Genomic DNA, 22,919 nt, shown 5'->3' with positions numbered 1-22,919 from the left:
AGAGCCGGAGCAGGAGGGATTCGGGGGTGAGCCTTCCTCCAACCGGGAAACTAGCCTACTGCCAGGTAGATCCCAGAAAAGGCGATTTCGGTAACAACCTGGACACGATATCGCCGTTTACCCGCTATTCATTTTCTTCCGGTGATCGCAGTCGCTACGGTTACCCCCATGACGCATACGAGGAAATATGAGCGAGGGCACGCCGGGGCGCTCCCCGCTCTCATCGCCGGGCTCATCCTCGTCGGCGCGGGCGTTGCATCCTGCGGGATCAACAGCGCCATGGACAAGGAAACGATGACCGCCGGGCTGTCCTCCCCCACCACCTCCGCCCTGCAGCCCCTGGGCGCCGCGAACTCCTCGCCGAAGACCCAACGCCCCGCCGAACCGGGCCAGCGGGTCATCGAGGATGTGCGCATCGGCACGCACGACGGCTTCGACCGCGTGGTCTTCGAGTTCTCCGGCTACGGCGACATCGGCTGGTTCGTGGACTACACCACCGCCCCCACCCAGCAGGGCTCCAACACCCAGATCGGCTACCGCGGGTCGACGGCTCTCAACGTCAACATCGACGGCGTCTCCAAGCGCAGCAGCGTCGGCCTCGCGGACCGCTCCTTCGCCATCGACGAGGGCACCAGCGGAAACATCGTCGAGGTCATCGACGTCGGCACCGCGGATTCCCGCGCCCAGTTCGTCATCGGGCTCAACGCGGCCGTGCCCTACTCCGTGCAGGTGCTGGAGCACCCCACCCGGTTGGTCATCGACCTGGTCCAAACCTCTTAACGGCGCCTAGCTGTAGGCGGCTTCCACCCGCCACTGCCCGCCCGCCCACGCGATGAGCCACCCCACCACCGTGCCCTCCGCGGACTCGGCCACCACCTGCATCCGGGCCGCCCGTCGCGCCCGCGCCGGGTCCCACCAGGCCTCATCGACCGGCCACGGCCCCGCCCACAAGCGGAGCACGAACCGGTTTCCTCCCCAGCTCAAGGCGTACGGCTCTCCGCTGAGCAGCGCCTCGGCGGTGACGTAGACCTCGCTACCGTCGGCGTCGACGATCCGCAGCCGCGACGCCGGGTGTCCCGGCCCCATGAGCCGGGCCGGCAGCGGCGGTGGAATCTGCCCGCACCACGACGCCTGGCGGACGTCGTCGCGCCGCTCACCGTAGGGCACCCATTCCACACGTTCCGCGACCCCGCGGCCACCCACCACCCGGGGCTGCACCACCGCATCCACCCCGAGCGCGGACTGCACCCGGGAAATCGCCCGGTAGGCCGCCTCTCGCGAGCCGCCTGAGCCGAAAAGGCGACGCTCCTCCGGCTCCGCCACCTCCAGCGGGGTGAGCTCCAGGTACTCGATCTCCCCGCGGCCGCCGCCGCTGAGCCACCCGTCGAGCTGCCACCGCACCCGGTTGGCGGTGTCGTCCTCGCTCAGGGCCCGCCGGGTGCGCCACACCCGCTCCAGAATGTCCCCGCCGGCCACGCGCACCCGCACCCGCAGGCGCTGGCAGCTCACCCCGGCAGCGTGCAGGCGTGCGTGGAGCCTGGCAGAGAGCACCCGGGCAGCGAACGCCGCCGTGTCCACCCGGCTGATGGGGTCTTCGGGGACGTAGTCGACCGACAGCTCCGGGGCGGGCAGCTCCGGGGCCACCCGGCGGTCCGGTGCGCCGCGGGCGATCCGGTGGCAGCGCTGCCCGGCCAGGCCGAATCGGGTAGTGATCGCCGTCGAGTCCACACCGGCGAGCTCGCCGAGGGTGCGCACGCCCAGCTGCGTCAGCGCGTCGACGACCGCCTGGTCGCAGCCGAGCGCCTCCTCCGCGGCGAGTACCCCCACCGGCTGATTCGCCAAGAATGCCGGCGAGTCGGTGACCACCGCGCCGACGCGCGCCGCGATGACAGCCGTGGCTATCTCCCCGGCCACGCCCACGAACGTGTCCACGCCCCGGGCCGACGCCGCGTCGACGAGCATCTCCAGCGCCGCCTCTCCGTGGAAGCGCTGCGCCGCCCCGGCGTCGACGATGACCAGCCCGGGCCGAAGCACCTCGATGGAGGACGCCACGTCATCGAGGGCGTCGACCATGGGGGCGAAGACGCGGCCGTCGCGTTCCGGGTCGTCGTCGGCCACGATAAGCTCCGGGCACACCGCCTGCGCCTGCCGGATCTTCATCCCGCGGCGCACCCCGCGCAGCCTGGCCGCCTGCGTGCACACGCGCACCCGGTGCCCGGCTGCCACCGCGGCGAGCCCGTCGGCGCCCACCTCCACCGCGCCGTCGAGGCGGGCGGCGTGCACCGGCCAGTCCGGAAACCACAGCGCCGCCACCCGTGCCGACGCCGCAGTCACGATCCCACCGCCTGCAGGCGGGGGCGTTCGCCGAGGGTGACCACCGCCCGTCGGCGCTGCGACTTGTTGCGCACCGCCACCTCGATGTCCAGCCCGGTGATGCGCCCGCTGCCGCGGCCGATGCCCCGGTAGGTGGTGACGGAGGCGTCGACGCGTAGCGCCGGGGATGCGACCTTCGGCCCCACCAGGACCACCGCCGCCTGACCAGCACGCGCCTTCGCGGCCAAGGGCCGCGCCCGGGTGGGGCTGAGTTCGATCTCGCCGGCGGTGTGCCACACCACCACGTCGAGTCCCTCCGCCAACACCCCGGCGATGCTTAAGGGCTCCGGGCCCGGATCCGGCACCAGAACCAGCTGGTGCAGGCGTTCGATTCCGGCGACGGATAACTCGGGCCAGCCGATGACCGCCGCATATCCCCCGCCGCGGGTGATCCGGTCAAGCAGGTGGACGATCAACGCCGGACAGTCGCTCACCTCGGTGATTGCCCGGCGCGGCAGCGGAAGGGGAAGGCCTACGTCAAGGCCGTCATCCTGCGGTAATTCCGATGCAGCAGCGGGGCCGACGGGCGCGAGAGCCGCCGAGCCGACCATCGCCTGCATCTGGGAGCGCAATGCGTTCACCTTGTCCGCCGTACTCAGCCCGGACAGGTTAGCCACCCCAGCGTTTCGAACGGACGTTCCTGCCATGGGGTCAAGTATGCACCCCGCCGCGGACGGCCGTCAACTCCAGCGAGCTAGTCGCTCAACCCGTGGCGATATGCCCACCGGGTGAGCTGGTGCCGGTTGGACTGCTGGGTCTTACGGAGAATGTTCGACGCGTGCGTCTCCACCGTCTTGATCGAAATGAACAACCGCTGGCCGATCTCCCGGTAGGTGTACCCGCGGGCGAGCAGGCGTAGCACCTCGTTCTCCCGATGGGTGAGGGCGTCGACGAGCTCGCTGTCGTCGTCGGCCTCCCATTTCCGCGGCTCGCCGGCCGGGTCCGCCACGACGGCGCCGGCGAAGGCGTCGAGCACAAAGCCGGCCAGGCGCGGCGAAAAGTACGCGTCGCCGCCGTTGACCCGCTCGATGGCCTGTGCCAGCTCGGCGCCTTCGATGCTCTTCGTCACGTAGCCCCGGGCCCCGGCGCGGATGAGGGTGATGACGTCCTCCGCCGCGTCGGACACGCTGACTACCAGGTAGCGCGGCCCCGGCGCGCCGCGCAGGACCGCAAGGCCGCCGCCGTCGGGCATGTGGACGTCGAGCAGCACCACGTCCGGCCGGGTCGCGGCGATGCCACTGATGGCCTCGGCGACGGTTCCCGCATCGCCGACGATCTCCACCTTCCCGGCGAGCTCGGCGCGCACCCCGGCGCGGAAAACGCTGTGGTCATCAACCAAAAAGACTCGGACCATGGTGTTTAGGATAGCGTGAGCTCCACTTCCGTGCCCTCGCCCGGCGTGGAGAACACGCGCGCCTGCCCGCCGACCCGCTCCACCCGGGCGATGATTGATTCACGCACCCCGTGCCGATCCGGCTCCATCGCCGCCAGGTCAAAGCCCACCCCCCGGTCGCGTACGAACACCGAGAGCACGCCGCCGACGTGCTCGGCGTAGACATCCACCGAGTCCACCTGCGCGTGCTTGGCGGCGTTAAGCATCGCTTCCCGGGCGGCGCGGACGATGGCCTCGGCGGGCTCGTCGAGCTGGCGATCCTCCCCTACCGTCACCGGGGCGATGCGCACCCCCAACAGGTCCTCCACCTCCCCGGCTGCCTCCGCCAGCGCGGCGAACACCGTCCGGGCCCCGGGGTGCTCCGCCGGGTCGAACAGCCAGCCGCGCAGCTCCCGCTCCTGGGCCCTCGCCAGGCGGATAACCTGCGACGGGTCGTCGGCCCGCTTCTGGATCAACGCCAGGGTTTGCAGCACCGAGTCGTGCAGGCGAGCCGCGATGGCGGCGCGTTGCTCGGCGGCGGCGGCGTCCGCCCGCGATTGCGCCTGGGACTCCCACAGCCGCATGATCGCCGGGCCGGCCAGCACGCCCACCCCGGTGGCGGTGAACAGCACCGCCATGAGCGCGCCGAGCATCCCCCCAACGTGCCAGCGCACCACCGCCACGGTCACCCCGGCGATAACCAACCCCACGCCGGCGACCCACGAGGCAATGGCCCACCGGCTGCGCCCCCCACGGTCGTACGCGAACCAGGCCAGGGCCGTTCCCAGGCCCACCACCAGCACGGGAACAATGAGCACCCTAGGGGCCAGGGTGAGCCCATTCGTCGCTCCCATGGTCCCGATGAGCACCGCAACAGCAAGGACCAGGGCGGCGTTGACGACCCACTCCCAGCGAAGATCGAGGTGATTCGGCACCCTGGCCCGCAACGCCTCCCGCGCGTCGGGCTCCGAGGGCCCATTGGCACTAAACGCCCAGAGGGACAGGTAAGCCATCACCCCGAAGCCGAACAGCCCCGACGCCAGGACCAGCGCGATCCGCACGTACGTGACGTCAACGCGCACCTGCAAGGCCAGGCCCGACGCCACTCCCGCTATCACTCGCGGCGACCGCGGGCGGACGAACGTCGGGTAGGCGGGCCCCGGCGCAACGTAGTAGGGGGTGTTCATGGCAGTCATCGTTGCACGGGGGGCTGTCGGGGTGCATCAGGGACTACCCCGATTTCATAAAATCCTGGAAAATCCGGATGGTTATCGCCTCCGTCGTCGCGTTAACTCACAGTCATGAGCACATCATCACCTGCCCCCGGTACCTCTCCGAACGCGGCACCCTCCACGTTGAGCACCATGTGGCGCACCCGCGCGCCGCGCATCCCCAGCGACCAGGGTGGCAATGCCCACGTCGCCGGTGTCTGCGAAGGCATGGGCGTGCGCTACCAGATCGATCCCCTCGTCCTGCGCATCGGCTTCGTGTTAACCGCGCTGTTGCTCGGTGGCGGTATCTTGGCCTACCTGCTGGCCTGGCTACTCACCCCACGACTGGGCACCACAGTCACCCCGCTGGGTAGCATCGTGCGCCGGCGAGAAGACCTCGACCGCCTCCAGTCTCCCGTGCGCAACGAACGCTCCACCGGCTGGATTCTGCTCATCGTCCTTTTCTTCCTCATGCCTCCCGCGGTGGTGGTCAGCGTGCCCTTCGCGTTCTCCCGGATGGGGTGGGATTACGTGAGCTACCACGTGGACCTGTCGTTCCTCATCGGCCCGACGCTGCTGATTCTCGCCTGGTGGGGGCTGCACAGCATGACGCCGAAGCCTCCGGCTGGTCTCATCCCCGGCTACACCAGCCCGGAAGACACGCTGGATAAGCCCGTGGACCTCTCCCGGTTCATCTCCCTGGATCCCACGCTCCAACCGACGCCGGATATGCCCGACACCGCCGCCCACCCCCTATCCGACATGGCCAATGAGCAGGCTGCCCAGGCACCCAAGAAGAGTTCCTGGCCGCTGGTAGTGGGCATCGTCGTGGGCATCCTGGCGATCCTCGCCGCGGCGACCGTCGCGGTCAAGTCCGCCGGTCCTTACATCGCCGACCGTATCCCGGACGTCCCCGGTGATTTCCACGTCTCCTTCGACATCGGCAGCGAAGCGGACCTGTACACCGACCACTACAATTCCAACGCCGGTGAGCTGTCCCTCGATTTCAGCGACATGGCCCCGCTCGACCGCTCCCGCACGGTCACCGTTGAGGTCACCAACCACCCGGTGCGCATCCACCTCCCGGAGGAGCTACCGGTCGAGGTCACCTGCACCCCTGAGGAGGTGCACGGCTGCCGCAGCGCCTCCTACAACGACGACGCCAGCGGCTACTCCCTCACCGTCGACGTCGTGCGCACCGACAGCACGGAGCCGGTGGTCATCACCCACGACGACGACCCCGGCGTCGCCGCCTAACCCCCGAAGCGGAAACTTACTCCCACTCGATGGTTCCCGGCGGCTTGCTGGTGACATCCACCACCACTCGGTTGATCTCCGCCACCTCGTTGGTGATGCGGGTGGAGATCTTCTCCAGCACGTCGTAGGGCACGCGAGCCCAGTCGGCGGTCATCGCGTCCTCGCTGGTCACCGGGCGCAGCACGATGGGGTGACCATAGGTGCGGCCGTCGCCCTGCACGCCGACGGAGCGGACGTCGGCCAGCAGCACCACGGGGCACTGCCAGATCTCGGCGTCGAGCCCGGCGTTGCTGAGCTCTTCGCGGGCGATGTAATCCGCCTCCCGCAGGATGTCCAGACGCTCGGCCGTGACCTCGCCGATGATGCGGATACCCAGGCCGGGGCCCGGGAAGGGCTGGCGGCCGACGATGACCTCCGGCAGGCCCAGCTGGCGGCCGACGGCGCGGACCTCGTCCTTAAACAGCAGGCGCAGCGGCTCTACCAGCTCGAACTCGACGTCGTCGGGCAGGCCGCCGACGTTGTGGTGGCTCTTGATATTCGCGGTGCCGGCGCCGCCGCCGGACTCGACGACATCCGGGTACAGGGTGCCTTGAACAAGGAAGGCGGTGTCCTGGCCGTCGAGTGCCTGGTCGACGGCGCGCTCGAAGGCGCGGATGAACTCGGCGCCGATGGCCTTTCGCTTCGCCTCGGGCTCGGTGACCCCGGCGAGCTTGGCGAGGAAGGCCTCGGACTCGTCGACGGTGATGAGCCGGGCGTTGGTGGCGGCCACGAAGTCCTTCTCCACCTGCTCACGCTCGTACTTACGAAGCAGGCCGTGGTCGACGAAGACGCAGGTGAGGCGGTCACCGATGGCGCGCTGGACGATGGCGGCGGCGACCGCGGAGTCCACGCCGCCGGACAGGCCGCAGATGGCGTGGCCGTCGCCGACCTGCTCGCGGACCTGCTCGATGAGCTGTTCGGCGATGTTCTCCGGGGTCCAGCTGGGCTCCAGCCCGGCAATCTCGGTGAGGAAGCGTTCCAGCACCGCCTGGCCGTGCGGCGAGTGACGCACCTCCGGGTGGTACTGCACGCCGGCCATCTTCTTGGCCACGTTCTCGAAGGCGGCGATCGGCGCGCCCGGGGTGGAGGCGGTCACCACGAAGCCCTCCGGGGCCTGCGTGACGGAATCGCCGTGGCTCATCCACACCTGGTGGGTGGCCTCGAAGCCGTCGTGAAGCTCGCCGGCGGAGATGGTCATGTCCGTGCGCCCGTATTCGCGGGTGCCGGTCTCATCTACGCGGCCGCCGAGGGCCTTGGCCATGGTCTGGAAGCCGTAACAGATGCCGAAGATCGGCACCCCGAGGTCGAACACCCCGGGGTCGATGCTGGGGGCGTTATCGGCGTAGACGGATGCCGGGCCACCAGAGAGGACGAGGGCGGCCGGGTTCTTCGCCTGGATTTCCGCCAACGACGCGGTGTGGGGAATGACCTCGGAGTACAAGTTCGCCTCCCGCACGCGGCGGGCGATGAGCTGTGCGTACTGGGCGCCGAAGTCGACGACAAGGACGGGCTGGGGGGTTTGCTGCTTCACGGTGATTCAGTCTAACCGAGAGCCGCCTTGTCGCCCGACCCGCCCGCACTGCTAAGGGCGGGTCAGCTTTGGTTTAGCCCTCCAGGAGTGTTGCGGTGGCGCCGTCGGCACCCAGCTCGATCTCGTCGATCCGCGAGCTGTCCGGGAAGACCACCGGGGTGGTCAGGTCCACGCCCTGCGCGGCGAGACGGGCGGCCTCGACGCGTACGACCGGCTCGCCCGCGGCGACGGTATCGCCCTTGGCCTTGAGGATCTCGAAGCCGTCGCCCTTGAGCTTGACGGTGTCGAAACCGATGTGGACCAGCACGTCCAGGCCCGACTCAGAGTGGACGATGAACGCGTGACCGGTCTTGAACACGTGGTTAATCGTGCCGGCCACGGGCGCGACGATCTCGACGGTGTCCGGGAGCTCAGTGTGCTCGACGGCAAAACCCTTACCCAGCATCCCCTCGGCGAAGGCGGGGTCCTTGACCTGCGCGAGGGCAACGACACGGCCCGCACACGGCGCGGTGAGGGCGATGGACTGCTGCTTCTTCTTGCCAAAACCAAACATGAAGTTCTCCTACTCTTCGGTCTCGCCGAGGACGGCGACGTCGTGGTGGGCCAGCTTATCGGCCACCGCGTCGTACACGAACTGCACCTGCGGTCCGACGACCACCTGCACGTTGGTCGCCGACGGGCGGATGACGCCCGGCGCGCCAGCAGCCCGCAGGGCGGCGTCGCTGACGGGCTCGTTGCTCACGGTCTGCACCCGCAAACGGGTGGTGCAGTGCTCGATGGCGGAGATGTTGGCCGGGCCACCCAGGCCGTCGATGATCTTGTCGGCCATCACGGCGTAGCGGTCCTCGCCCGAGGCGGGGGCGGCGGTGTCATCGTCGGCGGCGGTATCGCCCGGTTCCTCGTCCTCCCGGCCCGGGGTCTTAAGGTTCAACCAGCCGATGAGGAAGTAGAAGACAACGAAGTAGAGGGCGAAGAAGGCAACGCCCATGATGAGCAGCGCCCACCACTTGTGCGCCAGCGGGTTAGAGGCGCTGAGCACCATGTCGACGAAGCCGGCGGAGAAGCCGAAGCCGGAGGTCCAGTCGAAGGCCGCCGCGATGGCCAGCGAGAGGCCGGTGAGCAGCGCGTGGACCACGTAGAGCAGCGGGGCGGCGAACATGAAGGAGAACTCCAGCGGCTCGGTGACGCCGGTGAAGAAGCTGGCCAGCGCCGCGGCCAGCATGAGCGAGCCGGTGACCTTGCGGCGGGTGGTGTTCGCGCGCAGGTACATGGCCAGTGCCGCACCCGGCAGGCCGAACATCATGATCGGGAAGAAGCCGGCCTGGTACTGGCCGATGATGCCGATGACCTCGCAGGTCTGGCCGTTCCACAGGCCCGGGCAGGTGGCGGCGTCGGTCGCGGCGGCGGCCTGGGCGATGGTCTCCTGACCACCGTAGAACTTGCCGATGTCGTTGATGCCGATGACGTCGAACCAGAAGATGGAGTTCAGGGCGTGGTGCAGGCCGGTGGGGATGAGCAGGCGGTTGAAGAAGCCGTAGAGGCCGGCACCCACCGCGTCGAGGCCTTGCAGCCACGTGCCGAAGCCGAAGAGCACCCGGTAGATGAGCGGCCACAGCACGTAGAGGATGGCGGACAAGACGATGGAGAACACCGACGTCAGGATCGGCACCAGGCGGCGGCCGGAGAAGAAGGCCAGGAAGTCCGGCAGCTTGGTGGTGTGGAAGCGGTTATACGCCCAGGCGGCGAGGACACCGGTGAGGATACCGAAGAGGACGTTGCCCGGGCCGACGGCCGCCCAGCCCTGGGAGGCCCACTGCAGGGCGGCGTCGCCCTCCAGCTCCGAGATGGTGGCCGGGTCCATTCCCTTGTACACGGCCACCTGCTCCGGCGACAGCAGCAGCGTGACGGTGCTGAAGCCGATCAAGCCGGACAGGGCGGCGGCGCCGTTGGAGTCCTTAGCCAGCCCGAAGGCGATAGCCACGGCGAAGATGAGGCCGAGGTTGCCGAGGATGACCTCGCCAGATTTCAGCAGGACGAGGGAGGCGATGTTGCCGTCGCCGCCCACGCTCTGGATGTAATAGCCGACGCCCATGAGGATGGCCGCGACGGGCATGACCGCCACTGCCCCCATGAGTGCTTTGCCCAGGCGTTGTAGCGCCCCCATCACCGAATTCATATCGATGTTCTTCTTTCTTTCGACCTAGGGGCCGCCCGGGCACTGTAGTCCAGGTGCTGGGCGCGCACCCTCCTACATTCTTTATAACCTGAACGAAGGTCTGACGTTACATGTTTTGGCACACCCGTCTAGCTGTCCCCCAACTGTGGGCTAGCTGAGAGCTGCGTCGAGGCGTTCCAGGCTCGGCGCCGGCATCGCCTCTAGGGCCTCAGCAAGGCGCGTGAGGGTTTCAATGCGTCGGTTGACGGCCTCGACGGCGTCGCGCACCTCGGCGGCGTCGTAGATGGTGAGCCACTCGACGATGATCTCCCGCGGGATGGCGATGAGCGACGCCATCGCCCGGGCCCTGCGCGTGACGCGACGGGTCAGCGACTGGTATTGGTGATGGGTCTGGAGCATCCGATCCACGCCAGCGCGCATAACCTCGTGCAGGCCCGGGTTCTCCACCGACACCGTGGCGTGCAGGCGGGCCAGCGCGATGTCGAAACGCGTGCGCGAGGAGGCCTCAGCGAGCTGGTCGAGCAGCTGCTGCAGGTCGGCCACGTGGTCATCGAGGATGCCCTGGAGGTTGATCCACATCATGAGCGGGATGCCGCGCAGCTGCTGCTCCACCTCGGGAACATCGAGGTTGTCAACGTAGCGGCGCACCCCTTCGGTGGCGGTGCGGCCCAACTCAGCGGCGGTAGATTTGAGCGTCTCCACCGTCGCCGCGATCTCGTCTTGGAAGTGCATGAACTCGCCGAGCGCGTCGAGAACGGGGCTGTCCGGGATGGTGCCGCGTTCCTCGCGGGCGGCCACCTCGGCCGGCAGGATGAGCTGCTGGAGCTGCTCATAGCTGGCGAAGCCCTGCTCGTCGAGCAGTTCCGAGAGCTTCTTCGCGCCTTCCGTGGCGGCGTCGCGCCGGGTGGCACCTTCCTGCTTGACCCAGTACTCCAGGTCGTTGACGGCGTAGTAGAGATGCCCGGCGGCGGCGAAGTAATCCGTCGACGGGGCGATCCGCACCGAGAGGTAGCCGCCATCAGCCAGGGGCACAACGGTGGCGAGCACGTCGTAGGTGTGGTCGTCGATGGACTTGTTGCGCACGTAGCCGACGAAAGGCCGGCCCTGTTCCAGGGTGTCCCACATGAGGCGGAACACCCCGCCCGGCATGTCGGGGTGCCGGATGGCGTTGTGCGGCTGGCCGATGAGGTCCGCGGCGGCGAGCCGGGTGAACACGTCGTTGACCGAGGCGATGACGCCCTTGCGGTCGGTCGTGGAGAAAAAGAGATCGTCCGCCTCGACGGGGCGGACGGGCATGGCGGCGACGTCGCGCGCCATCATTACTTCCATATAGGTTCCTCGCGGTACGTGTCAGCAGCCCGCCGGCGGGCACCGGAGGGCTGGCAGGGCAGTGAAAAAATTTCAACCGCTTGGACTACGTCCATGACGGTGTCCAAACACTGTGCCATAGCCCTGCCCACGCCACCTATCCGGCGCCACGCACCGAGGGCAATAGGGGTGCCTCGATGCTCCGAGCACCCAGTTCACGGGCCGTTGACAGGTCCCGCCCGAGGGGGAAACGGGGGTAATGCCAGCCGGTATTGTACCGGCTAGCTCAGGGCCTCATCGAGGCGCTGAAGGCTCGGCGCCGTCATCGCCTCCAGGGACTCGGCGAGGCTGGTCAGGGTCTCCACGCGGCGGTTGGCGGCCTCGACGGCATCACGGACCTCGGCGGCGTCATAGGTCTGAAGCCATTCGACGATGAGCTCGCGCGGGATGGCGATGAGCGACGCCACCGAACGCGCCTTCTGGGTCACCCGACGGGTGAGCGACTGGTACTGGTGATGGGTCTCGATCATCCGGTCCACACCGGCACGCATGACCGTGTGCAGGCTCGGATTCTCCGCGGAGACGGTGGCGTGCAGGCGGGCCAACGCGATGTCGAAGCGGGTGCGCGCCGAGCTGGTATCCAACGCGTCGAGCAGGTCGTGCAGGTCCGCGACGTGCTCGTCGATGATGCCCTGGAGGTTGATCCACATACGCAGCGGGATGGTGCGCAGCTGCAGCTCCGCCTCCGGCAGGTCGAGGCTGTCCACGTGGTGCTGGACATCCTGGGTGGCGGTGCGCCCCAGCTCAGCGGCGGTGGCCTTGAGGGTTCCCACCGTGGCGGCGATCTCCTGCTGGAAGTCCATGAACTCGCCGAGCGCGTCGAGCACGGGGCTATCCGGGATGGTGCCGCGTTCCTCGCGAGCGGCCACTTCCGCCGGGAGAATGAGCCACTGGAGCTGCTCGTAGTTGCTGAAGCCACTGTCGCGCACCAGCTCCCTGATCTTCTTCGCCCCCAACGCGGCCGCTTCGCGCCGGTTGGTCCCCTCCCGCTTGACCCAGTTCTCCAGGTCGTTGACGGCGTAGTAGATCTCCCCGGCGGTGGCGAAGTAGTCCGTCGACGGGCTGATGCGCACCGAGAGGTACCCGCCGTCGGCCAGGGGCACGACGGTGGCCAGCACGTCGTAGGTGTGGTCGTCGATGGATTTGTTGCGCACGTAACCCACGAAGGGCCGGCCCTCCTCCAGCATCGCCCACATGAGGTGGAACGCCCCACCTGGCATGTCGGGATGCCGGATGACGTTGTGCGGCTGGCCCACCAGCTCGCCGGCGGCCAGCCGGCTGAACACCTCATTGACGGAGAGAATGACGCCCTTATCGTCCGTCGTGGAGAAGAAGAGATCGTCAGCCTCTACCGTACGAACGGGTAGATCGCTGGGCTCGCGGGTTATCGTGACATCCATAACTAAACCTCGATTGTTTTTGGGGTCGGCTCCGCCGAGGCGGCGTTAATGCACCGAAAGCTCGACCTTCTGGAAAGACTTCAAATCGGTATACCCACACTTTGCCATGGACCGGCGCAGTCCACCGACCAAGTTCTGCTGTCCCCACGGATCCGAGGACGGTCCGTGAAGGATGGTCTGCAGGCTGGCGGTCTCGTCGAAGAGTTCGTCGACCTGTCCGCGGGGGAACCGCGGGTGGGCCGCGGAAGCCTGCCAGTAGAACCCGGGGGTCGCGGCCTCGGTGGCGGCAGCCAGCGGCGCGCCGAGCATGACGGCGTCGGCGCCGCACGCGATGGCCTTGGCGATGTCGCCGGACTGGCCCAGCTCCCCATCGGCGATGATGTGCACGTAGCGGCCGCCGGTCTCGTCGAGGTACTCGCGGCGCGCGGCGTTGGCGTCGGCGATGGCGGTGGCCATGGGGGCGTCGATGCCCAGCGCCGCCTGGGAGGTGTTGTCACCGCCGCCGACGATGACTCCGGCCGCACCGGCCCGCATGAGGTGCATGGCGGTGGAGTAGCCGTACACGCCGCCGGCGACGACGGGGACGTCCAAGGAGCCGATGAACTCCTTGAGGTTGATGGGGTTACCGCCCTTGGCGACGTGCTCCGCGGAGATGATGGTGCCCTGGATGAACAGCAGCTCGGCGCCGGCCTTGATGAGGGCCGGGGCCAGTTCGAGGGCGTGCTGCGGGGACACGCGCACGGCGACGGTCGCGTCGCTAGCCCGCACCTCGGCGAGGCGGTCGGCGAGCAGCTCCGTGTCGATCGGCGCGGAGTGCAGCTCCTGCAGGCGGCGGGTGGCCTCCCGGGGGTCCTTCCGGGCTGCTTCGACGACGCTGTTCAGCGCGGCGTCGAGGTCCGCGTGCCGGCCCCACAGGCCTTCTGCGTTGATGACGGCCAGACCGCCGGCGGCGGCCATCGCGGTGACGAATTCCGGGCCGGCGAGGGAGTCCGTCGGGTGGGAGGCCACGGGGATGTCGAAGCTGTAGGCGTCGATGTGCCAGGTGACGTCCACGTCCTTGGAGGAGCGGGTCCGCCGGTTGGGCACGAGGTTGAGGTCACTCAGCCGGTACGTGTTCCGGGCTTCGCGGCCGATGCCGATTTCTACGTAGTCACGCATGGGACTTGGTTTTCCTTCTTGTGAAGTGGGGTGAGACTACCGGTAGTTCGGGGCCTCGACGGTCTGCTGAATGTCATGGGGGTGAGATTCGCGCAGGCCGGCGGCGGTGATCTGAACGAACTGCTTGGTCTGCAGCTCTTCGATGGTGGCGGAGCCGGTGTAGCCCATCGCGGCGCGCAGGCCGCCGACGATCTGGTGGCACAGCGCACTGATTTCGCCGCGGTAGGGAACCCGGCCTTCGATGCCCTCCGGCACCAGCTTGTCCTCGCTGCGGACGTCGGCCTGGAAGTAGCGGTCCTTGGAGTAGGAGCGCTTCTCCCCGGACAGGCCGCGGCCCTGCATGGCCCCCATGGAGCCCATGCCGCGGTAGCGCTTGTACTGCTTGCCACCGACGACGACGATCTCGCCCGGGGTGGCGTCGGTGCCGGCCAGCATGGAGCCGAGCATGACCGTCGACGCGCCGGCGGCCAGGGCCTTGGCGACGTCGCCGGAGTACTGCATACCGCCGTCGGCGATGAGCGGCACGCCGCTGCCCTTGACGGCCTCGCTGGCCTCCAGCAGGGCGGTGATCTGGGGCACGCCGACGCCGGCGACGACGCGGGTGGTGCAGATGGAGCCCGGCCCGATGCCGACCTTGATGCCGTCGGCGCCCGCCTCGAGCATGGCCTTCGCCGCACTGCGGGTGGCGAGGTTGCCGCCGATGACGTCGACCCGGTCGCCGAAGTCCTTCTTGATGCGGGCGACCATCTCCAGCACGCGGTTGTTGTGGGCGTGGGCGGAGTCCACCACGAGGACGTCGGCGCCAGCGTCGACGAGCGCACCGGCCCGAGCGTAGGACTCCTCACCGGTGCCCACCCCGGCGGCGACGAGCAGCCGGCCGGAGGCGTCCTTCGAGGAGTTGGGGAACTGCTCGCTCTTGACGAAGTCCTTGACGGTAATAAGGCCAGTGAGCTTCCCGGCGTCGTCGACGATCGGCAGCTTCTCCACCTTGTTCGCGCTGAGCAGCTTGAGCGCCTCGTCCTTGGTGACCCCCTCGGAGGCGACGACGAGCGGCATCTTGGTCATCACTTCGGCGACGGGGCGGGAGAAGTCCGGCTCGAACTTCATGTCCCGGTTGGTGACGATGCCGACGAGCACACCCTTGTCATCAATGACCGGCAGGCCAGAGATGCGGAAACGGGCGCACAGCTCGTCCACCTCGGCCAGCGTCATGTCCGGCCGGGCGGTGACCGGGTCCGTGACCATGCCGGACTCGGAGCGCTTGACGATCTCCACCTGGCCGGCCTGGTCCTCGGTGGACAGGTTGCGGTGCAGCACACCAATGCCGCCCTGGCGGGCCATGGCGATGGCCATCCGGGCTTCCGTCACCGTGTCCATGGCCGCGGAGGCGATCGGCATACCCAGGCGGATATTGCGGGTGAACTGGCCAGAGGTGTCTACCTCCGACGGGACGATGTGGGACTCGGCCGGGATAAGGAGCACGTCGTCAAAGGTCAGACCAGTGAGTGCCACCTTGGACGGGTTATCGCCACCGAATGGATTAACGTCGTGAGTCATCGAAGTCCTCTTCCTTGTATGCGCTGCTTCGCGTGCCTTCACCCTAATACCTGGATGCACCGGGCAGGGAATTGATACTGCCCGCGGCACGCAACTAGGGTGACCAGTGTGAACTTCGACTCCCTGATGCCCCGCGACCCCTTCGCCGACGATCCGAATGACCCCGCGTCGTTCCTCGCGGACGAGGAGGACGTCCAGCCGCTGTCCGCCGAGGAACGGCGCCAGACGCTGCAGGACTTGGCCATCGTCCGGGACTGTCAGCGCATCCTCACCCCGCGTGGAATGCGGGGGATCCAATTCCTCTGCGAGGACTGCGACATCCCCCACTACTACGACTGGGGGATGCTGGAGGCGAACATGATCGCCTCGCTGCGCGGCGAACTCGCTCCCGTTCACGAGCCGAGCGCCAACCCGGATGTCGACTCCTACGTTCCCTGGGACTACGCCCTGGGCTACCTCGACGGGCTCGAGGGCCGCTAGCGGGTTATTCGGCGCCGGCGTCCGCGGAGGCGTCGGCCACCACGGGGGCAGCGGTGGCTGTGCCGGCGTCCACCGGATCGGCGGCCACAGGGGCCGCGCTCGGCGAGGCAGGTTCGACGGGGGCCACGGCGGTCGGTTCGACAGGGGTAATCACCGTCGACGGCGCGAGCACGGTGGACGGGACCGCCGCCCATTCCGACGTCATGATGTCGGCAGCACGCTCGGTATTCAGCGGGGAGTCTTCCTCCACCTCGACGCCGATCGGCTGCTGCGGGGAAAGGTCCACGTCGCTGAGCAACACCTGGCCCGGGTCGATCCAGGCGGAGATGACCGTCGGCTCCGGTTCCTTCGCAGGCAGCTTAGCGGCCTTCGGCTCGGGCGTGGCCTCCGGCTCCGACGTGGTCTCCGGGGCCGGGGCGGGCGCCGACTCGGGTTCCTGCGCCGGCGGGTGCGCGCTGGTCAGCGGCGCGAGGTCCGGCCACTCCCAGGACAGCGGGCTGCGGATCTCGGTGAGCAGGCCACGGATGTGGCTGAGCAGGGCCTGCGCCTCCTCGGCATCCCCGGCGAGGGTGGCGGCCTCCAAATCGTCGAGCGCGCTGGCCAGCTCAACCCGCACGGACTCCGGGCCCGCCGGGGCGAGCATCCCGCTGTAATTCATGGTCAGCCCGCCCAGGGCAATAACCGCGGTGGCTGCCGCAGCCCCGATGAGGCCGTGGCCGACGGCGGCGGGGATCCGGCGGCAGGCGCCACGACGGGCGCGCAGCGGCACCACGACGGACGTCTCCCGGCGCGGGGCCGTGCCCTCATGCGCCTCGCGCCGCAGCTCCAGCAGCATGGCCGCCAGCGGATCAGTCCCGCCGGTGGGATCGATTCCCTGACCGAGAGCGTTGAGAAGCCCCTCGGACCGTGCGATTTCTTCATTCTTCCTGTCCATCGTCGGTTCCTGCCTCCCTACACTTCGTACGCCCATGACAACCCCATCATCTTCCCTGCTGACTCAACCTTGCAAGCGCTTCTTCAAATTAGTCAATGCCCGGTGCTGAGCGACCCTCACCGCTCCTGCCGTCATCCCTAAAAGACGCGCCGTCTCCTCTGCCGAATAACCCTCAACGACCCGCAGAATCACGATGTCTCGGGCCCTATCACTCAGCCCATCGAGCAGCTGTCTCATTTCGTTACATCCCGCCGAGTGAAGTGCGGATTCTTCCGGGTTGGGACGCGTGTCTACCCCATCGGGAATCTCCTCGGCCGGGGTGGACTTGTTCCGGCTCGCCGCGCGGCGCGCGTCGACGATCTTGTGCGACGCCACACCGTAGACATAGGCCATAAAGGGCTTGCCCGTGTAGGTGTAGCTGTCTATGCCGGTGGCCAGCGCGAGGCACACCTCTTGGACCACGTCCTCCGGGGTGGGTTCCGCCGTCGAGCTCATTCGGGCGCGCGCGTAGCGCAGGATGGGCAGGCGGACCAGGCAGAGCAGGCGTTCCAGGGCGCGACGGTCGCCCTGTTGGGCGGTCACGACGAGAGCATCGATCTCCTCAAGACTGCCCATCGCACCTCCCTGACTATGTACTCGTGGTCCGGCTCGGGGCGCTGGGAACGGCCCCGAACGTATCGCTGTTTCTGACAGGGTATCAGCCCACAGGCTATCCACACGGATTCTTGAAAATTCACCAAGTTTTAACCTCGTCGGATTGCCCAGCTCACGACGGGTATCCGCCGCCGGCGCCGGGCTAGATCACGATGAGGTAACACTCAAGTCACTTTTCGTTCACATCTGTCTAGCACACTTCGTATCGCACCGCTCGCTGAGCGATGGCGCTAGATAGTTTCTGAAGGAGATTTCACAGCCATGTCCCAACCCCACCTTCTTCCGGGCCCGAACGCCGACTTTTGGGATTGGCAGCTTCACGGCTCCTGCCGCGGTGAGGACTCCGACGTGTTCTATCACCCCGACGGCGAGCGCGGCCGCGCCCGCGCCCAGCGCGAGAACCGCGCGAAGGCCATCTGCCAGACGTGCCCCGTCATCGACAACTGCCGCGAGCACGCGCTCAAGGTCGCCGAGCCCTACGGGATCTGGGGCGGGCTCTCGGAATCCGAACGCGCCACGATGCTGCGCACCCGGCGCCGCCGCTACAGCGCCTAACGCCCCGACCGTTCCGTAACTCCCCGACGCCACAAGCCCCCACCGGCATCGCGCCGATGGGGGCTTGACGGTGTGTCAAGAACCTTAGTGGTGGTGTCCGTGCACTCCCTGAGCGTCGGACTCCTCCTGCGGCTTTTCCACCACGCTCGCCTCGGTGGTGAGAACCATCCGGGCGACGGAGGCGGCGTTGACCACGGCGGAGTTGGTGACCTTCACCGGGTCGATGATGCCGGCGTCGATGAGGTTGCCGTATTCGCCGGTGGCGGCGTTGAAGCCCTCACCGTTGGCCATCGACGCGACTCGGTTGACGACGACTGCGCCGTCGAGGCCCGCGTTGGCGGCGATCCAGTAGGCCGGCTTGGTCAGCGCGCGGGACAGCGACAGCACGCCGATCTTGGCCTCGCCCTCGAACTGCTCGGCGTAGTCCTTCAGCTCGGTGGCGATCTGGACGAGCACGGAGCCACCGCCGGCGATAACGCCTTCCTGCGCGGCTGCCCGGGCAGCGTTGATGGCGTCCTCGACGCGCAGCTTCCGCTCGTTCATCTCGGTCTCGGTGGCGGCGCCAACCTTGATGACGGCCACGCCGCCCGACAGCTTGGCGAGGCGCTCCTCGGCCTTCTCCCGATCCCACGAAGAATCGGTGGTGGCGATGTCGCGGCGGATGCGCTCGCGGCGGGCCTCCACCTCCTCGGCGGTACCGGCGCCGTCGACGATGACCGTCTCGTCCTTGGTGACGGTGACGCGGCGGGCCGAACCCAGAACCTCCAGGCCGGCTTCCTTGAGGGTCACGCCCACCTCGGGGTCGACGACGGTGGCCTGGGTGACCACGGCGAGGTCGTCCATGAACGCCTTGCGGCGCTCGCCGAAGTACGGGGACTTCACGGCGACGACCTTGAGCGCGCCGCGGATGGTGTTCACCACGAGGGTCTGCAGCGGCTCGCCGTCGACGTCCTCGGCGACGATGAGCGTCGGCCGCGACGTGCCGACGATCTGCTCCAGCAACGGCAGGAACTCGGGCAGCGAGGAGATCTTGTTGCGCACGAGCAGGACATTGGCGTCTTCCAGCACGGCCTGCTGGGAGTCGATGTCCGTGACGAAGTAGGGCGAGAGGAAGCCCTTCTCGAAGGACACGCCTTCGGTGACGTCGACGGAGGACTCGATGGTCTGGGACTCCTCGACGGTGAGCACGCCGTCCTTGCCGACCTTCTCCATGGCGCCGGCGACGACGTCGCCGATCTCCGGGTCCCGGGAGGACACGGTGGCGACGTGGGCGATCTCGGTGGCGGAGGACACGTCGGTGGCGCGGGCCTTGAGCTCCTCAACGACCTTCTCCACGCCGGCCTCGATGCCGCGGTTGATCTCGATGGGGTTGGCGCCGGCGGCCACGTTGCGCAGGCCTTCGTAGATGAGGGCCTGGGCGAGCAGGGTGGCGGTGGTGGTGCCGTCGCCGGCGATGTCGTTGGTCTTCACCGCCACGGACTTCACGAGCTGCGCGCCGAGGTCCTCGAACTTGTCCTCCAGCTCGATTTCCCGGGCGATGGTGACGCCGTCGTTGGTGACAGTGGGGCCGCCGAAGGCCTTGGACAGGACCACGTTGCGACCCTTGGGGCCGAGGGTGACCTTGACGGTGTCGGCCAACTGGTCGACGCCGCGCTGGATGCCCTCGCGGGCTTCCTGATCGAATGCGATGAGTTTAGCCATGAAGGCTCAGGCCTCCTTTACTTCTGTCTAAAAGTCCGGTTACTTCTCGATGACCGCGAGCAGGTCGCGGGCAGACAGCAGGAGGAACTCTTCGCCGTTGTACTTCAGCTCGGTGCCGCCGTACTTGGAGAACACGACGGTGTCGCCCTCCTTGACGTCGATGGGGGCACGGTTGCCGTCCTCGCCCAGCTTGCCCGGGCCAACCGCGATAACCTTCGCCTCCTGCGGCTTCTCCTGGGCGGAGTCCGGGATGACCAGGCCGGACGCGGTGGTGGTCTCGGCTTCGACGATCTGAACCAGGACCTTGTCCTCGAGCGGGCGGATGTTGACGTTAGCCATGGTGAGTCCTTTCTTGAAGGTGAGTTTCTGTGAGGCCCACCGTCACCGGAGAGACCTGTTTGGCACTCTAGTACCTCAAGTGCCAGCACTCAACCCTAGGCGGTGCCAGACCTAGCTCACCAGCGGGATCTCCACCGCCAACCCCGGCGTCGTGGCCGCCGCCAGCGACGACGGCGTCGCCGACTCGTGAATGAGCTGCGCGCCCAGCGCCGCGATCATCACCCCGTTGTCCGTGCACAGCCGCAGCGGCGGCACCCTCAGCTCGATGCCTGCGCTGGCGCACCGCGCCGCCAGCAGCGACCGCAGCCGGGAATTGGCCGCCACCCCACCGCCGAGCAGCATCGTCGGCGCGCCGACGTCGCGGGCCGCCAGCACCGCCTTCTTCGTCAGCACGTCCGCCACCGCCTCCTGGAACGACGCGCACACGTCCTCCACGGAGATGACCCGGCCCTCGCGCTCGGCGGCCTCCACATAGCGGGCGACGGCCGTCTTCAACCCGGAGAAAGAAAAGTCATAGCGATGCTCCCCCGCCAACGCGTCACCCTTGGTCAACGCCCGCGGGAAGGCGATGGCCTTGGGGTCCCCCTGCGCCGCCAGACGGTCAATGACCGGCCCACCCGGGTAGCCCAGGTGCAGCAGCCGGGCAACCTTGTCATAGGCCTCGCCGGCGGCGTCGTCGAGCGTGGAACCCAGCTCCCGCATGGGCCGGCCCACCGCGTGAACCTCCAGGATCTGCGTGTGTCCGCCGGAAACCAACAGCGCGATGCTGTGGCCCAGCGGCTCACCGGACAGGTTCGCCACCGCCACATGCCCGCCCAGGTGGTTGACGCCGTAGAACGGCACTCCCCAGCCGAAGGCGTACGCCTTCGCCGCCGCTGCCCCCACGAGCAGCGCTCCGGCGAGCCCCGGGCCCACCGTTGCCACCACCGCGTCCGGGGCGTCGATGCCGGCCTCGGCCAGCGCGGCGTCCATCACCTGCGGCAACGCCTCCAGGTGCGCACGGGAGGCGATCTCCGGGACGACGCCGCCGAAGCGGGCGTGCTCCGTCATCGAGGACGCCACCTGGTCGGCGAGCACCCGCATCCCGCCGGAGGAGTCCAGCTCGATGATGCCGACGCCCGTTTCGTCGCAGGAGCTTTCAATACCCAGGATCTTCACGCCTGACCTCTTCCTTCACGCCGCATGACCAGGGCGTCCGCCCCGGATGGCCGATAGTAATTCTTGCGCAGCCCGATCCGGGCGAAACCGCGGGCCTCGTACAGCCCAATGGCGGCGGCGTTGTCGGTGCGCACCTCCAAAAACACCGGCGCAGCTAGCCGGTCCGCGGTCGCCAGCAGCTCGTCGAGCAGCAGCTTCCCCACACCATTGCCCTGCTCACCCGGGGCGACGCCAATGGTGTGGACTTCACACTCGATGTCATAGGCCGGCCCCAGCAGCGCCAGGCCCGCGTACCCGATGACCGTCCCGTCGCGCTCCGCGCCGATGTAGACCGTGGCGGGGTGGGAGATCTCCGCGCGCAGGGCCGGCTCGCTCCACGGGCCGTCGCCGGCGAAGAGCTGCGCTTCCAGCTCGGCGAGCCGGTCAGCGTCGGAGGCGACCAGCTCACGCAGCGTCACGCCCTCAATCATTGTGGAATCCCCGGGACCACCGGAATCGCGGGGGATCGCGGCGCCGGCGCCGGCGGGACCGCGTCGGGCCGGCGCAGATACGCCGGTTCCAACGGCGCCGGAGTCGCGTCATAGTCCACGCCGGCAATGAGTGCCGCCGCGCTGAGCGTCGGTTCCCCGCCCGGCAGCTCCGCGAGCTCCGCCGGCAGCGCCGAGCGCAGCTTCTCCGGGATGATGACGGACGTAACGCCGGTTGCCGCCAGCTCCCCCGGCTTGCTCACCTCCGGGCCGTGCACCCGGCGGGCGTCGTCGTACAGCCCCCAGTACACCTCGCGGCGGCGGGCGTCGGTGGCCACCAGCACCCGCCCTGTGGTGCCGTGGGCCAGCGCGTCGAGGGTGCTCACCCCATACACGGGCACGCGCAGCGCCTGCCCGAGGGCGGCCGCCGACGCCATGCCCACCCGCAGGCCGGTAAACGGGCCCGGGCCCTGGCCGACGACGACGGCGTCGATGTCCGCCACGCTCAGCGACGCGGCGTCGAGCAGCTCGGCGATGGTGGGCATGAGCTGCTCGTTGTGGCCGCGGGCGCCGTCGATGACGCGGTCGACGGCCCGCCCCGTCACGGTGTCATACACGCCCGTGACGAGGGCGGAGGTTGCGGTATCAATGGCGAGGGCAATCACGCCCTACACAATAACGGCGTTAACCGGCGAGAACCCAGTTGCCCTCTTCGGACTTCTGGAACTGCATAACCTGGTTGGGCTGAATGACGGCCTGCTGGGCCAGGCCGCACAGGTCAACCTCCGCGCGGTTGAGCTTGTCCGCCACGGCGTTGCCCTGCTGGTCGATAAGGACGAGGTAGTTGTGCTCCATGTCCACCGGCTCATCCGGGTTGGCTATGCCCTTGATCGCACCCGGCAGCTGCAGCTGGGCGGCGATGTCCGAGGGCACCATCCGGGGGCACACGGTGACGGCCAGCGGGTAGTTGGGCCCGTAGAGGTCAACATGGGACACGCCCAGGAAGGTGAGGTTGGCCTCGTCGGCGCGCTCCACGGCGGCGCTGATGCCGCCCGTCGGGAAGCCGGCGGCCGGCTGCTGGGAGTACCAGTTGCGGTACCCGGCGAGGAACAGCACGAGCACGGTGAACCCGGCGATAATGAGGGCTGCCAGAACTTTCAAAGACTTGGTCATATCGACCAACCATACC

23 protein-coding genes are annotated in these 22,919 nt (G+C 68.3%); 4 read left to right on the top strand and 19 right to left on the bottom strand.

Going from position 1 to position 22,919, the window contains the following annotated elements; translation table 11 throughout:
• Positions 1-168 precede the first annotated feature (168 nt).
• Positions 169-780, top strand: coding sequence for an AMIN-like domain-containing (lipo)protein (locus CUTER_RS02140; protein WP_047259042.1), 612 nt, complete (start codon positions 169-171; stop codon positions 778-780).
• Positions 781-786: 6 nt separating this feature from the next.
• On the opposite strand, the gene CUTER_RS02135 is transcribed toward CUTER_RS02140, so the two are convergent.
• Genes CUTER_RS02135 through CUTER_RS02120 form a run of 4 tightly spaced genes read right to left on the bottom strand, consistent with a single transcriptional unit; the run spans position 787 to position 4,932 of the window.
• Positions 787-2,334 (bottom strand): Y-family DNA polymerase, encoded by a 1,548-nt coding sequence (locus CUTER_RS02135; protein WP_047259041.1) that lies wholly within the window; start codon positions 2,332-2,334, stop codon positions 787-789.
• On the bottom strand, positions 2,331-3,020 hold the full coding sequence (locus CUTER_RS02130; protein WP_047259040.1) for a hypothetical protein: 690 nt from the start codon (positions 3,018-3,020) through the stop codon (positions 2,331-2,333). Before CUTER_RS02130 ends, CUTER_RS02135 begins: the two co-directional genes overlap by 4 nt.
• Positions 3,021-3,067: 47 nt before the next feature.
• Positions 3,068-3,727, bottom strand: a complete 660-nt coding sequence (locus tag CUTER_RS02125) for a response regulator (protein ID WP_047259039.1) — start codon at positions 3,725-3,727, stop codon at positions 3,068-3,070.
• A gap of 5 nt (positions 3,728-3,732) precedes the next feature.
• Entirely contained in the window at positions 3,733-4,932 is a 1,200-nt protein-coding gene (locus CUTER_RS02120; RefSeq protein WP_047259038.1) for an ATP-binding protein, read from the bottom strand.
• A 114-nt stretch (positions 4,933-5,046) separates the two neighbouring features.
• On the opposite strand from CUTER_RS02120, the gene CUTER_RS02115 reads away from it, so the two are divergent.
• A complete protein-coding gene (locus CUTER_RS02115) occupies positions 5,047-6,213 on the top strand; it encodes a PspC domain-containing protein (RefSeq protein WP_082121231.1) in 1,167 nt (388 codons plus the stop codon).
• 16 nt (positions 6,214-6,229) lie between these two features.
• Here the strand turns inward: CUTER_RS02115 and guaA are convergent, their stop codons facing one another.
• The 7 genes from guaA to guaB form a co-directional block, all read right to left on the bottom strand.
• Entirely contained in the window at positions 6,230-7,789 is a 1,560-nt protein-coding gene (gene guaA / locus CUTER_RS02110) for a glutamine-hydrolyzing GMP synthase (RefSeq protein WP_047259036.1), read from the bottom strand.
• Between the two features lie 67 nt (positions 7,790-7,856).
• Positions 7,857-8,336 (bottom strand): PTS sugar transporter subunit IIA, encoded by a 480-nt coding sequence (locus CUTER_RS02105; RefSeq protein WP_047259035.1) that lies wholly within the window; start codon positions 8,334-8,336, stop codon positions 7,857-7,859.
• Positions 8,337-8,345: 9 nt separating this feature from the next.
• Entirely contained in the window at positions 8,346-9,959 is a 1,614-nt protein-coding gene (gene nagE, locus CUTER_RS02100; RefSeq protein WP_047259034.1) for an N-acetylglucosamine-specific PTS transporter subunit IIBC, read from the bottom strand.
• A 150-nt stretch (positions 9,960-10,109) separates the two neighbouring features.
• Positions 10,110-11,279, bottom strand: coding sequence for a PAS domain-containing protein (locus CUTER_RS02095; RefSeq protein WP_052843988.1), 1,170 nt, complete (start codon positions 11,277-11,279; stop codon positions 10,110-10,112).
• Positions 11,280-11,548: 269 nt separating this feature from the next.
• Positions 11,549-12,727: a PAS domain-containing protein gene (locus CUTER_RS02090; RefSeq protein ID WP_052843987.1), complete on the bottom strand. Its 1,179-nt coding sequence runs from the start codon at positions 12,725-12,727 to the stop codon at positions 11,549-11,551.
• A gap of 45 nt (positions 12,728-12,772) precedes the next feature.
• Complete coding sequence (locus CUTER_RS02085; protein WP_047259033.1) at positions 12,773-13,885, bottom strand: GuaB3 family IMP dehydrogenase-related protein; 1,113 nt, start codon at positions 13,883-13,885, stop codon at positions 12,773-12,775.
• Between the two features lie 36 nt (positions 13,886-13,921).
• Positions 13,922-15,442: an IMP dehydrogenase gene (guaB, locus tag CUTER_RS02080; RefSeq protein ID WP_047259032.1), complete on the bottom strand. Its 1,521-nt coding sequence runs from the start codon at positions 15,440-15,442 to the stop codon at positions 13,922-13,924.
• A 108-nt stretch (positions 15,443-15,550) separates the two neighbouring features.
• Here guaB and CUTER_RS02075 point away from each other — a divergent pair, with 108 nt between their 5' ends.
• Positions 15,551-15,922 (top strand): DUF5319 domain-containing protein, encoded by a 372-nt coding sequence (locus tag CUTER_RS02075; protein ID WP_047259031.1) that lies wholly within the window; start codon positions 15,551-15,553, stop codon positions 15,920-15,922.
• A gap of 4 nt (positions 15,923-15,926) precedes the next feature.
• Here CUTER_RS02075 and CUTER_RS10985 read toward each other — a convergent pair whose 3' ends face one another.
• Together CUTER_RS10985 and shbA are read right to left on the bottom strand one after the other, a co-directional pair.
• Positions 15,927-16,856 carry a hypothetical protein gene (locus CUTER_RS10985; RefSeq protein ID WP_052843986.1) on the bottom strand — a complete coding sequence of 310 codons (930 nt, stop codon included), beginning with the start codon at positions 16,854-16,856 and terminating at the stop codon, positions 15,927-15,929.
• 63 nt (positions 16,857-16,919) lie between these two features.
• Positions 16,920-17,471, bottom strand: coding sequence for an RNA polymerase sigma factor ShbA (shbA, locus tag CUTER_RS02065; protein ID WP_047259030.1), 552 nt, complete (start codon positions 17,469-17,471; stop codon positions 16,920-16,922).
• 300 nt (positions 17,472-17,771) lie between these two features.
• On the opposite strand from shbA, the gene CUTER_RS02060 reads away from it, so the two are divergent.
• A complete protein-coding gene (locus CUTER_RS02060) occupies positions 17,772-18,065 on the top strand; it encodes a WhiB family transcriptional regulator (protein WP_047259029.1) in 294 nt (97 codons plus the stop codon).
• A gap of 84 nt (positions 18,066-18,149) precedes the next feature.
• Here CUTER_RS02060 and groL read toward each other — a convergent pair whose 3' ends face one another.
• From groL to CUTER_RS02030, 6 genes are all read right to left on the bottom strand, one after another.
• The gene (gene groL, locus CUTER_RS02055; protein WP_047259028.1) at positions 18,150-19,766 is read right to left on the bottom strand and encodes a chaperonin GroEL; all 1,617 of its coding nucleotides are present in this window, start codon (positions 19,764-19,766) and stop codon (positions 18,150-18,152) included.
• Between the two features lie 39 nt (positions 19,767-19,805).
• On the bottom strand, positions 19,806-20,105 hold the full coding sequence (gene groES / locus CUTER_RS02050) for a co-chaperone GroES (RefSeq protein WP_047259027.1): 300 nt from the start codon (positions 20,103-20,105) through the stop codon (positions 19,806-19,808).
• 111 nt (positions 20,106-20,216) lie between these two features.
• Complete coding sequence (gene tsaD / locus CUTER_RS02045) at positions 20,217-21,263, bottom strand: tRNA (adenosine(37)-N6)-threonylcarbamoyltransferase complex transferase subunit TsaD (protein WP_047259026.1); 1,047 nt, start codon at positions 21,261-21,263, stop codon at positions 20,217-20,219.
• On the bottom strand, positions 21,260-21,733 hold the full coding sequence (rimI, locus tag CUTER_RS02040; protein WP_082121230.1) for a ribosomal protein S18-alanine N-acetyltransferase: 474 nt from the start codon (positions 21,731-21,733) through the stop codon (positions 21,260-21,262). The genes tsaD and rimI overlap by 4 nt, the downstream gene beginning before the upstream one ends.
• Positions 21,730-22,395 (bottom strand): tRNA (adenosine(37)-N6)-threonylcarbamoyltransferase complex dimerization subunit type 1 TsaB, encoded by a 666-nt coding sequence (tsaB, locus tag CUTER_RS02035; protein WP_047259025.1) that lies wholly within the window; start codon positions 22,393-22,395, stop codon positions 21,730-21,732. The genes rimI and tsaB overlap by 4 nt, the downstream gene beginning before the upstream one ends.
• Positions 22,396-22,414: 19 nt before the next feature.
• A complete protein-coding gene (locus tag CUTER_RS02030; RefSeq protein ID WP_047259024.1) occupies positions 22,415-22,903 on the bottom strand; it encodes a hypothetical protein in 489 nt (162 codons plus the stop codon).
• Between the last annotated feature and the right edge of the window lie 16 nt (positions 22,904-22,919).

Source organism: Corynebacterium uterequi, from assembly GCF_001021065.1.
Classification (GTDB): domain Bacteria; phylum Actinomycetota; class Actinomycetes; order Mycobacteriales; family Mycobacteriaceae; genus Corynebacterium; species Corynebacterium uterequi.
This window is presented reverse-complemented; position numbering and strand designations above follow the sequence as displayed.

What these genes read in the sequence shown, in the direction of transcription:
- nagE (WP_047259034.1), bottom strand. Translation starts at nt 9,959, where the DNA reads ATGAATTCGGTGATGGGGGCGCTACAACGCCTGGGCAAAGCACTCATG.
- CUTER_RS02140 (WP_047259042.1), top strand. Translation starts at nt 169, where the DNA reads ATGACGCATACGAGGAAATATGAGCGAGGGCACGCCGGGGCGCTCCCC.
- CUTER_RS02120 (WP_047259038.1), bottom strand. Translation starts at nt 4,932, where the DNA reads ATGAACACCCCCTACTACGTTGCGCCGGGGCCCGCCTACCCGACGTTC.
- CUTER_RS02095 (WP_052843988.1), bottom strand. Translation starts at nt 11,279, where the DNA reads ATGATGGCGCGCGACGTCGCCGCCATGCCCGTCCGCCCCGTCGAGGCG.
- CUTER_RS02125 (WP_047259039.1), bottom strand. Translation starts at nt 3,727, where the DNA reads ATGGTCCGAGTCTTTTTGGTTGATGACCACAGCGTTTTCCGCGCCGGG.
- CUTER_RS02105 (WP_047259035.1), bottom strand. Translation starts at nt 8,336, where the DNA reads ATGTTTGGTTTTGGCAAGAAGAAGCAGCAGTCCATCGCCCTCACCGCG.
- CUTER_RS02030 (WP_047259024.1), bottom strand. Translation starts at nt 22,903, where the DNA reads ATGACCAAGTCTTTGAAAGTTCTGGCAGCCCTCATTATCGCCGGGTTC.
- CUTER_RS02115 (WP_082121231.1), top strand. Translation starts at nt 5,047, where the DNA reads ATGAGCACATCATCACCTGCCCCCGGTACCTCTCCGAACGCGGCACCC.
- CUTER_RS02085 (WP_047259033.1), bottom strand. Translation starts at nt 13,885, where the DNA reads ATGCGTGACTACGTAGAAATCGGCATCGGCCGCGAAGCCCGGAACACG.
- groES (WP_047259027.1), bottom strand. Translation starts at nt 20,105, where the DNA reads ATGGCTAACGTCAACATCCGCCCGCTCGAGGACAAGGTCCTGGTTCAG.
- groL (WP_047259028.1), bottom strand. Translation starts at nt 19,766, where the DNA reads ATGGCTAAACTCATCGCATTCGATCAGGAAGCCCGCGAGGGCATCCAG.
- CUTER_RS02130 (WP_047259040.1), bottom strand. Translation starts at nt 3,020, where the DNA reads ATGGCAGGAACGTCCGTTCGAAACGCTGGGGTGGCTAACCTGTCCGGG.
- guaB (WP_047259032.1), bottom strand. Translation starts at nt 15,442, where the DNA reads ATGACTCACGACGTTAATCCATTCGGTGGCGATAACCCGTCCAAGGTG.
- CUTER_RS02090 (WP_052843987.1), bottom strand. Translation starts at nt 12,727, where the DNA reads ATGGATGTCACGATAACCCGCGAGCCCAGCGATCTACCCGTTCGTACG.
- shbA (WP_047259030.1), bottom strand. Translation starts at nt 17,471, where the DNA reads ATGGGCAGTCTTGAGGAGATCGATGCTCTCGTCGTGACCGCCCAACAG.
- CUTER_RS02060 (WP_047259029.1), top strand. Translation starts at nt 17,772, where the DNA reads ATGTCCCAACCCCACCTTCTTCCGGGCCCGAACGCCGACTTTTGGGAT.
- CUTER_RS10985 (WP_052843986.1), bottom strand. Translation starts at nt 16,856, where the DNA reads ATGGACAGGAAGAATGAAGAAATCGCACGGTCCGAGGGGCTTCTCAAC.
- rimI (WP_082121230.1), bottom strand. Translation starts at nt 21,733, where the DNA reads ATGATTGAGGGCGTGACGCTGCGTGAGCTGGTCGCCTCCGACGCTGAC.